Source organism: Salmonella sp. SJTUF14076 (genome assembly GCF_015534835.1).
Classification (GTDB): domain Bacteria; phylum Pseudomonadota; class Gammaproteobacteria; order Enterobacterales; family Enterobacteriaceae; genus Salmonella; species Salmonella enterica.
On sequence record NZ_CP064674.1, the window covers coordinates 1618140 to 1632729 of the forward strand.

8 protein-coding genes are annotated in these 14590 nt (G+C 49.3%); 4 read left to right on the top strand and 4 right to left on the bottom strand.

Annotated features, from left to right (window positions below):
• Window positions 1–159 precede the first annotated feature (159 nt).
• Both ubiG and HU143_RS07765 read right to left on the bottom strand, forming a co-directional pair.
• Complete coding sequence (gene ubiG, locus HU143_RS07760) at window positions 160–888, bottom strand: bifunctional 2-polyprenyl-6-hydroxyphenol methylase/3-demethylubiquinol 3-O-methyltransferase UbiG (RefSeq protein WP_001091009.1); 729 nt, start codon at window positions 886–888, stop codon at window positions 160–162.
• Window positions 889–970: 82 nt separating this feature from the next.
• The gene (locus tag HU143_RS07765; protein WP_000944714.1) at window positions 971–1855 is read right to left on the bottom strand and encodes a GntR family transcriptional regulator; all 885 of its coding nucleotides are present in this window, start codon (window positions 1853–1855) and stop codon (window positions 971–973) included.
• A gap of 49 nt (window positions 1856–1904) precedes the next feature.
• Here HU143_RS07765 and HU143_RS07770 point away from each other — a divergent pair, with 49 nt between their 5' ends.
• From HU143_RS07770 to rcsC, 4 genes are all read left to right on the top strand, one after another.
• Window positions 1905–3230 (top strand): MFS transporter, encoded by a 1326-nt coding sequence (locus HU143_RS07770; protein ID WP_023226626.1) that lies wholly within the window; start codon window positions 1905–1907, stop codon window positions 3228–3230.
• A 14-nt stretch (window positions 3231–3244) separates the two neighbouring features.
• A complete protein-coding gene (locus HU143_RS07775) occupies window positions 3245–4447 on the top strand; it encodes a mandelate racemase/muconate lactonizing enzyme family protein (protein WP_000705581.1) in 1203 nt (400 codons plus the stop codon).
• A 409-nt stretch (window positions 4448–4856) separates the two neighbouring features.
• Window positions 4857–7493, top strand: a complete 2637-nt coding sequence (gyrA, locus tag HU143_RS07780) for a DNA topoisomerase (ATP-hydrolyzing) subunit A (protein ID WP_001281214.1) — start codon at window positions 4857–4859, stop codon at window positions 7491–7493.
• A 117-nt stretch (window positions 7494–7610) separates the two neighbouring features.
• A complete protein-coding gene (gene rcsC, locus HU143_RS07785; RefSeq protein ID WP_000876075.1) occupies window positions 7611–10457 on the top strand; it encodes a two-component system sensor histidine kinase RcsC in 2847 nt (948 codons plus the stop codon).
• Window positions 10458–10559: 102 nt separating this feature from the next.
• Here the strand turns inward: rcsC and rcsB are convergent, their stop codons facing one another.
• Together rcsB and rcsD are read right to left on the bottom strand one after the other, a co-directional pair.
• Complete coding sequence (gene rcsB / locus HU143_RS07790) at window positions 10560–11210, bottom strand: response regulator transcription factor RcsB (RefSeq protein ID WP_001061919.1); 651 nt, start codon at window positions 11208–11210, stop codon at window positions 10560–10562.
• A 16-nt stretch (window positions 11211–11226) separates the two neighbouring features.
• Complete coding sequence (gene rcsD / locus HU143_RS07795; protein WP_023226627.1) at window positions 11227–13896, bottom strand: phosphotransferase RcsD; 2670 nt, start codon at window positions 13894–13896, stop codon at window positions 11227–11229.
• Window positions 13897–14590 lie beyond the last annotated feature (694 nt).

The window sequence follows — 14590 nt, forward strand, 5'->3', positions numbered from 1 at the left end:
AAGCGTAAGAATCGCTAAATGCGCGTCTGATAAGGCCTGGAGAGGATGTCAACAATTCATAAAAAAAAATCAAAATTTGATCGAATGCTGATTTCTTCATCGAAGAGAAAGGTTGCGCCCGATGATCTAACGCAACCCTTATAGGAAAATTCTTTGATGTCAGGCTTTTTTAGCGCGGGTATGCAACATGTAGTTAACGTCTACTCCGGGACCGAGTTTGAAAGTATTAGTTATCGGGTTGTAGTGCAGCCCGGTGATATGTTGCTCTTTCAGGACGGTTTCATCTACCCAGCTTAACAGTTCAGCAGGCTTAATGAATTTCTTCACGTCGTGCGTGCCTTTTGGCACCATGCGCAGAATATACTCAGCGCCGACGACCGCCATCAGCCAGGATTTTCCATTGCGGTTCAACGTTGAGAAGAACACCTCGCCGCCGGGTTTAACCAGTTGGGCGCAGGCGTGGACGACCGATTGCGGATCGGGAACATGCTCCAGCATTTCCATACAGGTGACGACGTCGTATTGCTGGGCGTGTTTTGCCGCATGTTCCTCAACCGTCTCCTGCACGTACTCTACCTCGATGCCGCTTTCCAGCGCATGCAGTTTGGCGACCTGCAAAGGCTCAAAGCCCATATCCAGCCCGGTGACGGTTGCGCCTTCGCGTGCCATACTTTCCGCCAGAATGCCGCCGCCGCAGCCGACGTCGAGTACCTTTTTACCAAACAGGCCGCCTGAGCGCTCAGTAATGTAGCCAAGGCGTAGAGGGTTGATACGATGCAATGGCTTGAATTCGCCCTCCAGATCCCACCAGCGCGACGCGACGGCTTCGAATTTGGCGATTTCATTATGGTCAACGTTGTGAGCTACCGACGGTTTTTCAGTGTTCATGAGTACATGAGATTCCGCTATTGATCTATCGGGGCAGTATAGCAGGTGCAAAGTCGCTGCGTTATATCTACTGCCGTCTTTATTACGCTTTCAGCGCAAGAAGTTTTCTTGCGCGTTCTGTAAAACCGCTACCGATGTGGTGCGTGATAAAATTACAGACGCCCTCGACGTTGTTGTTTTTTAACATATCCAAAATAGTGGCATGTCCACGGTTAGAGCTGGTGATATATTCAGCGGTAAAATCCAGTCTGTAGCGAATTGCCAATAAACGTGCTGAGATCAACAGGTGTGCTTGTGAAATGTATTTATTATCGGCATATTTCACAAAAACATAATGAAAATCATGATCCAGTTTGAGGTAAGCTTGCGTATCGCGCTCTGCATTAATTTTTGCTGACTTCGATAAAATATTGCTTAATTCGACTATGACATTGTTAGCATTTTTCTCCATCGCTTCACGAATTGCGCCCTGTTCAAGGATAACCCTCATTTTGATGAGATCATTGATATCCTCGTCGGTGACAGAAAAAACAAATGTCCCACTGCGGGGAATGATGTTGACCAGGTTTTCATTATAGCTCAGCCAAATAAAAGCTTCACGAATTGGTGTTTTACTTACCATCAGAATATTTGATAGTTCATTTTCACTGATCGCTTGCCCAAGATCGAAATCGCCATGGATAATCATCTCCCTTATTTTCTCTTTAATCACCTGGGTGATGGATTTGGGTATTTCAATTGATATGTGACTAAAATCACGCTTTAATCTATTTTTCATTTTCTTCTCCTCCATGGTTAAACCCGGCTCCATTGTAATTAATTTATTCAAAATTAACGGATCTAATATATCAGATATAAGAAAATTTACATACTTTATTGTTGTTATTGTATATTTCATTAAGTTTGCTTGCTGATATATCAGATATGACACATTAGCTTTTGAATTGTATTGTTTTTTACGTAACATCAATTCCGGTCAATACCCTTATTCATTGAATCATAAAAGGTGATGCAAAATGAGTAGTCCACAAGAAAATTTATACGATGCAATTCGTATTGTAAAAAGGAAAATCATTCCTTTGGCCTTTATTCTTTACTTTTTTAACTATATGGATCGTGTCAATATTGGGTTTGCTGCATTACGCATGAATGAATCTCTCGGTATTACGCCTGAGGATTTCGCTAATATTTCTTCTATATTCTTCATATCATATTTAATCTTTCAAATTCCGAGTAGCATTGGCTTGCAAAAGCTTGGCGCAAGAAAATGGATTAGTTCCATTATTATCGGCTGGGGAGCGGTAACAGGGCTGATTTTTTTTGCTAAAGATACTCAACATATTTTGCTGGCTCGCATTTTTTTGGGGATATTTGAAGCTGGCTTTTTCCCGGGCATGGTTTATTATCTTGCATGTTGGTTCCCGGCTCGTGAACGCGGAAAAGTCAATAGTTTCTTCATGTTATCTATTGCTGTTGCATCGGTATTGGCTGCACCGATGTCTGGTTGGATCATCGAGCATTTGAATACCCCGGATTATGAAGGCTGGCGCTGGCTTTTTGCTATTGAAGGTATCCCTACCGTATTCCTTGGCATCCTGACATTTTATTTACTGCCTGACAGTCCAGAAAAGGCTAAATGGCTTACGCCACAGCAGATATCGGCCTTAGTTAATAAATTACGCACTGACAATGAAACCGCAGCTGCATTAAATAAAAATACCAACTCATCCTTTCTTTCCGTAATCAAAAATCCAGTTTTGCTTCAGCTTTCTTTCGCCTACATGTTGATTCAGGCGGCTGCTCTGGCGGCAAACTACTGGTTGCCGGGGTTGGTGAAGGGATTTTCAGCTGATTTTACGGATACTGATGTTGGTTTAATCATGAGTATTCCGTTTATTTTCGCTATGTTCAGCATGCCCTGGTGGGGCTGGCATTCCGATAAAAAGAATGAACGAAAATGGCATGCTGCATTACCCATGTTTCTGGCAGGCTGTGGTTTTCTGATGATTGCTCTTGTCCCCTCAATGTCGCTGAGAATGCTGGGGCTAACGTTCTATGGTGTTGGGATCCTCAGCTATTACGGACCTTACTGGGCGCTGCCTTCTGCATTATTGTCGCCGTCAGGGTTGGCTATCAGCATTGCGTTTATTAACTCATGTTCAAGTCTTGGCGGATTCCTGATTAATAAGTCACTGGGATTCGTTTCTACTCATTATGGTGCGACAGGAATATTTATTGTAGAGGCAATACTTTGCTTCGCTGCGGTAGCCGTTTTGGCGTTAATGAAAATTGATGTGAAAAAAGAAAAAAGCCAACAAACAAATGTTGTATCACGAACCTGATAAATGGAGAAATTATGAAAATTACGTCTATTGAAGTTTTTGACTGTGAATTAAAAAAAAGAGATCAAACGATGTCATCCTATAACCCAGTACTTATCCGGGTGAATACCGACTCAGGATTAAGTGGTATTGGCGAAGTAGGACTGGCCTATGGCGCAGGCGCTAAAGCTGGCGTAGGGATCATCAGAGATCTGGCGCCATTGATTGTGGGTGAAGATCCATTAAATATCGAAAAAATTTGGGAGTTCTTTTTCAGAAAGACTTTTTGGGGAATGGGAGGCGGGAACGTTTTTTATGCCGGAATGAGCGCTATTGATATTGCTCTTTGGGATATCAAAGGTAAATATTTAGGTGTACCTGTTTATCAGCTCCTTGGCGGGAAAACTAATGAAAAATTAAGAACCTATGCTAGTCAGTTACAATTTGGTTGGGGGGATAAACGCCAGATATTAGTGACACCTGATGAATATGCTGAGGCGGCGCGTGCGGCTCTTGACGATGGATATGATGCGATTAAAGTGGATCCACTCGAAATCGATCGTAATGGCGATGACTGTGTTTTTCAGAATAAAAATCGTAACTATTCAGGATTGTTACTTGCCGATCAATTAAAAATGGGGGAAGCGCGAATTGCCGCTATGCGTGAAGCAATGGGGGATGATGCTGATATTATCGTGGAAATCCATTCTCTTCTCGGTACAAACTCAGCTATTCAATTTGCGAAGGCGATAGAAAAGTATCGTATCTTTCTTTATGAAGAACCGATTCATCCATTAAATTCTGATAATATGCAGAAAGTTTCCCGTTCAACAACGATTCCAATCGCCACTGGCGAGCGTTCCTACACAAGATGGGGATACAGGGAATTACTGGAGAAGCAGTCTATTGCCGTAGCGCAACCTGATTTGTGTCTCTGCGGCGGAATTACCGAAGGAAAGAAAATCTGTGACTATGCTAATATTTATGACACCACTGTACAGGTGCATGTTTGCGGCGGTCCTGTTTCCACGGTAGCCGCGCTGCATATGGAAACAGCAATTCCCAACTTTATTATTCATGAGCATCATACCAATGCGATGAAAGCATCTATTCGGGAACTTTGTACCCACGATTATCAACCGGAAAATGGCTATTATGTCGCGCCGGAACAGCCCGGATTGGGTCAGGAATTAAACGATGAGGTAGTGAAAGAATATCTGGCCTATGTGATTAAATAGCATCTGGTGATACTGATTATGGTTTATGCCTCCCGGCATATCCCCTAAATAATTCGAGTTGCAGGATAAAATGGTTAACCGTCTTGAACAGCGCTTGCGCTAACCGCGACGGGGCGAGGCCCAGGGATGGGCCGAGTAACTCGCAGCCAACGCACATGAAACTTGAAGTATGACGGGTATACACGGGAGGTATTGATTTTCTAACCTCTTCCTGGCCAGGCCCCGATCTCCCCTGTGTCGCCTCTGAAGCCGATCGCCAATAAACGCCGAGACCACGCTTATAAATGAAGAGAGCATGCGGCACCCGAATAAAGCATTGTCTGGCTGCATTCCGTTTACCAGTACGTGGGCGAATGTGTTATAATTTGCGACCTTTGAATCCGGGATACAGTAGAGGGATAGCGGTTAGATGAGCGACCTTGCGAGAGAAATTACACCGGTCAACATTGAGGAGGAGCTGAAGAGCTCCTATCTGGATTATGCGATGTCGGTCATTGTTGGCCGTGCGCTGCCGGATGTCCGAGATGGCCTGAAGCCGGTACACCGTCGCGTACTTTACGCCATGAACGTATTGGGCAATGACTGGAACAAAGCCTATAAAAAATCTGCCCGTGTCGTTGGTGACGTAATCGGTAAATACCATCCCCACGGCGATTTCGCAGTGTATGGCACCATCGTTCGTATGGCGCAGCCATTCTCGCTGCGTTACATGCTGGTGGATGGTCAGGGTAACTTCGGTTCTATTGACGGCGACTCCGCGGCGGCAATGCGTTATACGGAGATCCGTCTGGCGAAAATCGCCCACGAACTGATGGCCGATCTCGAAAAAGAGACGGTGGATTTCGTGGATAACTATGACGGTACGGAAAAAATTCCGGACGTCATGCCGACCAAAATTCCGAATCTGCTGGTGAACGGTTCTTCCGGTATCGCAGTAGGTATGGCGACGAATATCCCGCCGCACAACCTGACGGAAGTGATTAACGGCTGCCTGGCGTATATCGACAACGAAGACATCAGCATTGAAGGGCTGATGGAACATATTCCGGGGCCGGACTTCCCGACCGCCGCGATCATCAACGGTCGTCGTGGTATCGAAGAAGCCTACCGTACCGGTCGTGGCAAAGTGTACATTCGCGCCCGCGCGGAAGTTGAAGCTGACGCGAAAACGGGCCGTGAAACCATCATCGTCCATGAAATTCCCTATCAGGTGAACAAAGCGCGCCTGATCGAGAAAATCGCCGAGCTGGTGAAAGATAAACGCGTGGAAGGCATCAGCGCGCTGCGTGACGAATCCGATAAAGACGGGATGCGCATCGTGATTGAAGTGAAACGCGATGCAGTGGGCGAGGTGGTGCTTAATAATCTCTACTCCCAGACCCAGCTACAGGTTTCCTTCGGTATTAACATGGTGGCGCTGCATCATGGCCAGCCGAAGATCATGAACCTGAAAGATATTATTTCAGCGTTCGTGCGCCACCGCCGTGAAGTGGTGACGCGTCGGACTATTTTTGAACTGCGTAAAGCCCGTGACCGCGCGCATATCCTTGAAGCTCTGGCGATTGCGCTGGCCAACATCGATCCGATTATCGAACTGATTCGCCGTGCGCCAACGCCGGCGGAAGCGAAAGCGGCGCTGATTTCGCGTCCGTGGGATCTGGGCAACGTTGCTGCGATGCTGGAGCGCGCCGGTGACGACGCCGCGCGTCCGGAATGGCTGGAGCCAGAATTTGGCGTGCGTGACGGTCAGTACTACCTGACTGAACAGCAGGCGCAGGCGATTCTGGATCTGCGTTTGCAGAAACTGACCGGCCTGGAGCATGAAAAACTGCTCGACGAATACAAAGAGTTGCTGGAGCAGATTGCTGAACTGCTGCACATTCTGGGCAGCGCCGATCGCCTGATGGAAGTGATTCGCGAAGAGATGGAGTTAATTCGCGATCAGTTCGGCGATGAGCGTCGTACCGAAATCACCGCCAACAGCGCCGATATTAATATCGAAGATCTGATTAGCCAGGAAGATGTTGTCGTGACGCTGTCTCACCAGGGTTACGTCAAATATCAACCGCTGACGGATTACGAAGCGCAACGTCGTGGTGGGAAAGGTAAATCTGCCGCACGTATTAAAGAAGAAGACTTTATCGACCGTCTGCTGGTGGCCAACACCCATGACACCATCCTCTGCTTCTCCAGCCGGGGCCGTCTGTACTGGATGAAGGTCTATCAGTTGCCGGAAGCCAGCCGTGGCGCGCGCGGTCGTCCGATCGTTAACCTGCTGCCGCTGGAAGCCAACGAACGTATCACCGCGATTCTGCCGGTTCGTGAATACGAAGAAGGCGTCAACGTCTTTATGGCGACCGCCAGCGGTACCGTGAAGAAAACGGCGCTGACCGAATTCAGCCGTCCGCGTTCCGCCGGTATTATCGCGGTGAACCTCAACGACGGCGACGAGCTGATTGGCGTTGACCTGACTTCTGGTTCTGACGAAGTCATGCTGTTCTCGGCCGCGGGTAAAGTGGTGCGCTTCAAAGAAGACGCCGTCCGTGCGATGGGGCGTACCGCGACCGGTGTGCGCGGTATTAAGCTGGCGGGAGACGATAAAGTCGTCTCTCTGATCATCCCACGCGGCGAAGGCGCTATTCTGACCGTAACGCAAAACGGCTACGGGAAGCGTACCGCAGCGGACGAGTACCCGACCAAGTCTCGTGCGACGCAGGGCGTTATCTCTATCAAAGTGACCGAGCGCAACGGTTCCGTTGTCGGTGCGGTACAGGTAGACGATTGCGACCAGATCATGATGATCACGGATGCCGGTACTCTGGTGCGTACCCGTGTGTCCGAGATCAGCGTAGTGGGACGTAATACCCAGGGCGTTATCCTTATCCGCACGGCGGAAGATGAAAACGTGGTGGGTCTGCAACGCGTTGCTGAACCGGTAGATGACGAAGAACTCGACGCTATCGACGGCAGCGTGGCGGAAGGGGATGAGGATATCGCCCCGGAAGCGGAAAGCGATGACGACGTTGCGGATGACGCTGACGAGTAATGTTATTGCTGTGCGAGGGCCGGAGATCCGGCCCTTTTTCTTTGCCGTTGCGGGCTACGTCATTTACCGCTACCTTAGTCACACTCTATTTACATCCTGAGGCGGAGCTTCGCCCCTTTGAAATACCTTGCTTCCTTTCGAACTACGCTGAAAGTCTCGCGCTACTTATTCAGAGCGTTAGCGTTACTCATTTGGCTCTTAATCGCCTTTGTTTCGGTGTTTTACATCGTCAATGCCCTGCACCAGCGGGAGTCTGAAATTCGTCAGGAGTTCAACCTTAGCTCCGATCAGGCGCAGCGTTTTATCCAGCGCACGTCGGACGTGATGAAAGAGCTCAAATATATCGCCGAGAACCGTTTAACGGCGGAAAACGGCGTCATGTCGTCGCGTGCGCGTGATGACAAAATGGTGGTGCCGGATTTTGAACCGCTATTCGCCGACTCAGACTGTGCGGCGATGGGCTCCGCCTGGCGCGGCTCGCTGGAGTCGCTGGCCTGGTTTATGCGTTACTGGCGCGACAACTTTTCAGCGGCGTATGATCTTAACCGCGTTTTCCTGATTGGCAGCGATAACCTCTGTATGGCGAATTTCGGCCTGCGTGAAATGCCCGTGGAGCGCGATGATGCGTTAAAAGCGTTACATGAGCGGATTATGAAATACCGCAACGCGCCGCAGGAAGAAAGTGGGAATAACCTTTTCTGGATAAGCCAGGGCGCGCGTCAGGGCGTGGGCTACTTTTATGCGCTGACGCCGGTGTATCTGGCCAACCGTCTGCAAGCGTTGCTGGGCGTCGAGCAGTCCATCCGCATGGAAAATTTTTTCACGCCGGGCAGTTTGCCGATGGGCGTCACCATTATTGATGAGAACGGCCATTCGCTGATTTCGTTGACCGGTCCTGACGGCATTATTAAAGCGGAGCCGCGCTGGATGCAGGAGCGCTCCTGGTTTGGCTATACGCCAGGTTTTCGCGAACTGGTACTCAAAAAAAGCCTGCCGCCATCCTCGCTCAGTATTGTCTATTCTGTGCCTGTAGATTTAGTCCTGGAGCGTATTCGTATTCTTATCCTGAACGCTATCCTGCTGAACGTGCTGGTGGGTGCAGGGCTGTTTACGCTTGCGCGGATGTATGAGCGGCGAATTTTCATTCCGGCGGAGAGCGATGCTCAGCGCCTGGAGGAGCATGAACAGTTCAACCGTAAAATCGTTGCCTCCGCGCCGGTGGGGATCTGTATTCTGCGCACTATTGATGGTGTCAATATTCTGAGTAACGAACTGGCGCACACCTACCTGAACATGCTCACGCATGAAGACAGACAGCGCCTGACGCAAATCATTTGCGGCCAGCAGGTCAACTTTGTTGATGTATTGACCAGCAATAATACCAATTTGCAAATTAGCTTCGTCCATTCCCGCTATCGCAATGAAAACGTCGCGATTTGCGTGTTGGTAGATGTGAGTACGCGCGTCAAAATGGAAGAGTCGCTGCAGGAGATGGCGCAGGCGGCGGAACAGGCAAGCCAGTCTAAATCCATGTTCCTTGCGACGGTCAGCCATGAATTGCGCACACCGCTGTACGGTATCATCGGCAATCTCGATCTGCTGCAAACCAAAGAGCTGCCAAAAGGCGTGGATCGGCTGGTCACGGCGATGAATAACTCCTCCAGTCTGTTGCTGAAAATTATCAGCGACATTCTCGACTTCTCGAAAATTGAGTCGGAACAGCTAAAGATTGAGCCGCGCGAATTTTCACCGCGAGAGGTGATGAATCATATCACCGCCAATTATCTGCCGCTGGTGGTGCGTAAGCAGCTCGGCCTGTATTGTTTTATTGAGCCTGACGTGCCGGTATCGCTGAACGGCGACCCGATGCGTTTACAGCAGGTCATTTCAAACCTGTTGAGCAACGCCATTAAGTTTACCGATATTGGCTGCATCGTGCTGCATGTGCGCTGTGATGGGGATTATCTCAGCATTCGCGTGCGGGATACCGGCGTCGGTATTCCGGCAAAAGAGGTGGTTCGCCTGTTCGATCCCTTCTTCCAGGTGGGAACCGGCGTACAGCGTAACTTTCAGGGGACCGGTCTGGGGCTGGCGATTTGCGAAAAATTGATCAGCATGATGGACGGCGATATTTCCGTCGATTCGGAGCCGGGCATGGGGAGCCAGTTTACGCTGCGCATCCCGCTTTATGGCGCGCAATACCCTGTGAAAAAGAGCGTGGAAGGACTCGCCGGAACCTGCTGTTGGCTGGCGGTGCGCAATACTTCTTTGTGCCAGTTTATTGAGACCAGTCTGGCGCGTAGCGGCGTTCATACGCAGCGTTATGAAGGGCAAGAACCCGCCGCGGACGATATTTTAATTGTCGATGACGCGCTGGAGCATACCTGGCAGGGGAGGGCGGCGGTCGTCTTTTGCCGCCGTCATATCGGGATTCCGTTGGAAAGAGCGCCGGGCGAGTGGGTGCATAGTGTGGCGTCGGTGCATGAGTTGCCCGCGCTGTTGGCGCGTATTTATAGTATTGAGCTGGATAGTGAAGCGCTTTCCAGCGCATTGCCGACGACGGATAAAACCGCAGATTCAAATGACGACATGATGATTCTGGTCGTTGACGATCATCCGATCAATCGCCGTCTGCTGGCCGATCAATTGGGATCGCTGGGGTATCAGTGTAAGACAGCCAATGATGGCGTGGACGCTCTGAATGTGCTGAGTAAAAATGCTATCGATATTGTTCTGAGCGATGTGAACATGCCGAACATGGACGGCTATCGTCTGACGCAGCGTATCCGTCAGCTTGGGCTGACGCTGCCGGTCGTCGGCGTGACGGCGAACGCGCTGGCGGAAGAGAAACAACGTTGCCTGGAGTCCGGTATGGATAGCTGTTTGTCGAAGCCTGTGACGCTGGATGTGTTGAAACAGACGCTGGCGGTGTATGCCGAGCGGGTACGTAAAACGCGGGCATAAAAAATGCCGGATGGCGGCGTCGCCTGTCCGGCCTGTAAAAGATGAGTCGACTGGTAGGCCTGATAAGCGTAGCGCCATCAGGCTGGGTAACATAAAAGCGATTTATTCTTTGTCTGTCGGACTCAGGGTGACGGAAGAGAGATAGTTGAGCAGCGCGATATCATTCTCTACGCCCAGTTTCATCATCGCCGATTTCTTCTGGCTGCTGATGGTCTTAATGCTGCGGTTGAGCTTCTTGGCGATTTCGGTGACCAGGAAGCCCTCGGCGAACAGGCGTAATACTTCGCTCTCTTTTGGCGACAGGCGCTTATCGCCGTAACCGCCTGCGCTGATTTTCTCCAGCAGGCGAGAAACGCTTTCTGGGGTGAATTTTTTGCCTTTTTGCAGCGCGGCCAGCGCCTTAGGCAGATCGGTTGGCGCACCCTGTTTGAGTACGATCCCTTCAATATCAAGATCCAACACGGCGCTCAGGATCGCCGGATTGTTGTTCATGGTCAGAACGATAATAGACAGGCTCGGAAAATGACGCTTGATGTACTTGATCAAGGTGATCCCATCGCCGTATTTATCTCCCGGCATGGAGAGGTCAGTGATCAACACATGCGCATCTAATTTCGGCAGGTTGTTGATCAATGCTGTGGAATCTTCAAATTCGCCGACAACATTCACCCACTCGATTTGTTCAAGTGATTTGCGAATACCGAACAGTACAATCGGGTGGTCATCGGCAATAATTACGTTCATATTGTTCATGTATTGGGCTACCTTGCTACAGCAAGCTTTTGACGTAGGCGTCAATGTCGCTGATATATTTTTCTATACCTGGAGCATCTTTCTCACGAATCAGATGTTCCAGCGTTTCACATAACTGCTTGCCGGGTACCAGATTAAGCATGGCAAACACCCCTTTCAGGCGGTGGGCCGTTTGGGCCAGCGCAGCGAAATCGCTGGTTGCCGCCTCAGTATACAACCTCTTAACATCATCCGGTACTGTGTCTACAAATAGCGCATAATAGCCGCTGGCATGAAGCTCGGCATTTTCATCTCCGCCGAGCGGGGAGGCGGGAATCTCTTCCTGCGCCAGCTGCTCTTCGATAAGTTGTAGTACAGCTTCCTGCATAGCATTGCTCATATTAAAGTTGACGCGCAACTGACCCGGGCCAATTTTCCGCACGCCTGACTCATCATCGCTTAAAAGCAAGCCCGAGGCAGTAAGATTAGACGGATTATCCGTTAAAAAGAGATCATATTCTTGACTTATCTGCCTTTCATCCGGCGTGATGCAGGTGGCGCCCCAGTTTTCTAACTGACGCAGCACAATCGCGCGAACCTCGTTGGACGTCACATCGACCATCACGCTCACGTCGTCCAGCAGGCGCTCTTCGACCTGAGTATGCTGATCGTGAGGAAGCATTTTGACATGAACGGTATAGCGCGTGCCCAGCGTTTCTCGCGCTTTAATGTTGAGATGACCGCCCAGTTTGCGCGCCAGTTGATTGCACAGCCAGAAGGTGAGCGGATTCGCTTTGCCGTAACGATCGCCCTGCGTTTCATTCATATACGGGAAATGCAGATTATCAATCTCGTTTAACGTTACACCTTCGCCCGTATCCAGAATACGGAAAGTCAGACGCTCCGCGATAGATTCATCCTGCTCGACTTCAAGCGTAATTTTACCCATAGCGGTCGTCGTGACGGCATACTGAATCAACAGCAGCAAAATCCGACGCAGGGCGTCGCGATCGCCCCAGCGTTCATCGTTGCCGCTAAGATGGTTATTAATCAGCAGTTGCAGCCCTTTACGCTTAATGGCGGGCAGCACTTCCGGCACGACTTCGTCAATAAGATCCTGCAGGGAGAACAGCGTTGCTTCGCTCTTCCATGCGTCATTTTCCAGCATATTCGCCAGTTGGATTTCATCGATCATACGTACCAATACATCCGCCTGATCCGCCAGTTTCAGGCTTTCCGGCGTGGTGACTGCCGCGGCGTTAACCGCCAGTTGGCGTACGGGCTCTTTAAGCGTGTTGCTGATATTTTGCATAAAGGCGGCGCGGCCCTGCTGATTCTTCTCATACAAACGCTGCGCCTGTTTAAGCTTCTTATTTACCAGCACTTCCCGGTCCTGATCGCGAATAATAAAGATCTGCGTGCGGGGAGCGATCTGGCTGCGAAACAGACGGATCTCATACAGTTCGTTATTAATTGTCGCCTGAATCACGCCCTGATGCTGCTCCGCCATGCTGGTAATATTTTGCAGGTTAAGATGCGGCAACAGATGATCGGCGATTTTATTGCTGATCACGGTGCGGTTGCCTTCCTGATCGTAGACCAGCAGACCCAGCGGCAGCAGAGAAACGATCTCTTCATTAATGGCGCGTAAGACGCGAAGCTCATTATTCGCCGCGTTGCCGGATGTCGATTCCGTCGACCGTCCCGGCTGATGACGGAACGTGGCGTAGCCAAATAACGCCAACGCCAGCAGCCCGATGTTCAGCAGTAAAGGCAGCAAAATATTTTGCAGCGTATCAAGCAAAAGCGTACCGAACGGTACCTGCCAGATCAGGCGCATTCCGGTAGAGTTAAGCGCTGAGGAGATCTCAATTTTTGAACCGTTAAAGCTAATCGTGACGCTATCTGGCGCTTCCTTTTCACTGCTTCGCCCCGTCGTCTGGGTTGCGTCAGGCTCTATCCGAAAACTGTCCAGCGGCATTCCCGGCGGGATTAAATCATTAATGGGCAGATCAAACGCCACCACGGTCGCCAGATGTCCTGGCTGATTGAAGGTCGTGCGTAGCGTAAAATAGTGACCGTTTTGCCAGGCCAGTTTTCGCAATGAGGAGAAACTTTCGCGCTCATCCAGCGCATTCGCCTGTTGCAACATCTCTGCCCGGCGGGAATCGACGATATTGCCAATAGTGGACTCTTTAAAGCCGGAAGAGAGATCTTTCAACGGTAGGGTAGAGATAAGAATCAGGCTGTTATCCTGTCCGTTGAGGTAATACATTGACCACGGCACGTTTTCCGCGCCCCACAGCGTATCCAGATAAGTTGACATACGCTGCGTCATTTCCAGCGTGGCGCTGTCATGGGAACCGAAAATCAGCGCTTCAGTTTTACGTCGCGGCTTTTCAAGATAATACACATCCTGCTTCAGACGCGTTTCCTGAAGTCCTTCACCTGTCGATGGCGTAGTGGTCGCGGCGATGTTGTCATAAATTTGCCAGGTAACATACCGCCAGGTGTCCACGCGTTTATGAATAGCGTGAGTGATATCGACAATTTGATAGCTTTTGTCTTTCAACCAGGCGTTGACGGCGCTCTGTACCATAACGCCCATCGTTACCAGCAGCACAATGATCAGCAATAAGAAGAAACGGGTAATGCTTCCCGGTAGAAGGGAGAATCGGGTAGAGACCGTTGTGTCAGACTGACTCATTTATGTTTACGACCTGTAAAAGCAACGCTGAAGGTGAAGGGCAGTATAAAGGGTAATGAATGAATTTCCAGACTCTTACGTCATGCCGGGCAACTTAACACGCGCTCCGTCGGCGGGACGGGAAAAGCGTACAACCTTCGCAGAACGGTACAAATATAAAGACTACTTATAAATGTTTAGCACTAAATATCAAGAAATTATTTGCTAATGTCTTACGAACGGTCGAGCAGGGGAGGGTAGTGAATAACCGTGATAGTTTTAGGCAGGTAGCATAAATCTGCCGGGTGTGTCTGAAAAAACGTAAAAAAAACCGAATGCGAAGCATTCGGTTGAAATAGGGGTAAACAGACATTCAGAAGTGAATGACGGTAATAAATAAAGTTAATGATGATAGCGGTCACTATTTTAGTTGCGAATGAAGATTCTGTTTTATCATTCAGTGCTATGAATTTCATCAATTTAACCCGTTGATTTTAAAAGTCTCGTGAATATATTTTATCTATTTGTGCTTATTTTTACTTGATTTTTGTTTTAAAAAAGTTCCGTAAAATTCATATTTTGAAACATCTATGTAGATAACTGTAACATCTTGAAAGTTTTAGTATCATATTCGTGTTGGATTATTCTGTATTTTTGCGGAGAATGGACTTGCCGACTGGTTAATGAGGGTTAACCAGTAAGCAGTGGCATAAAA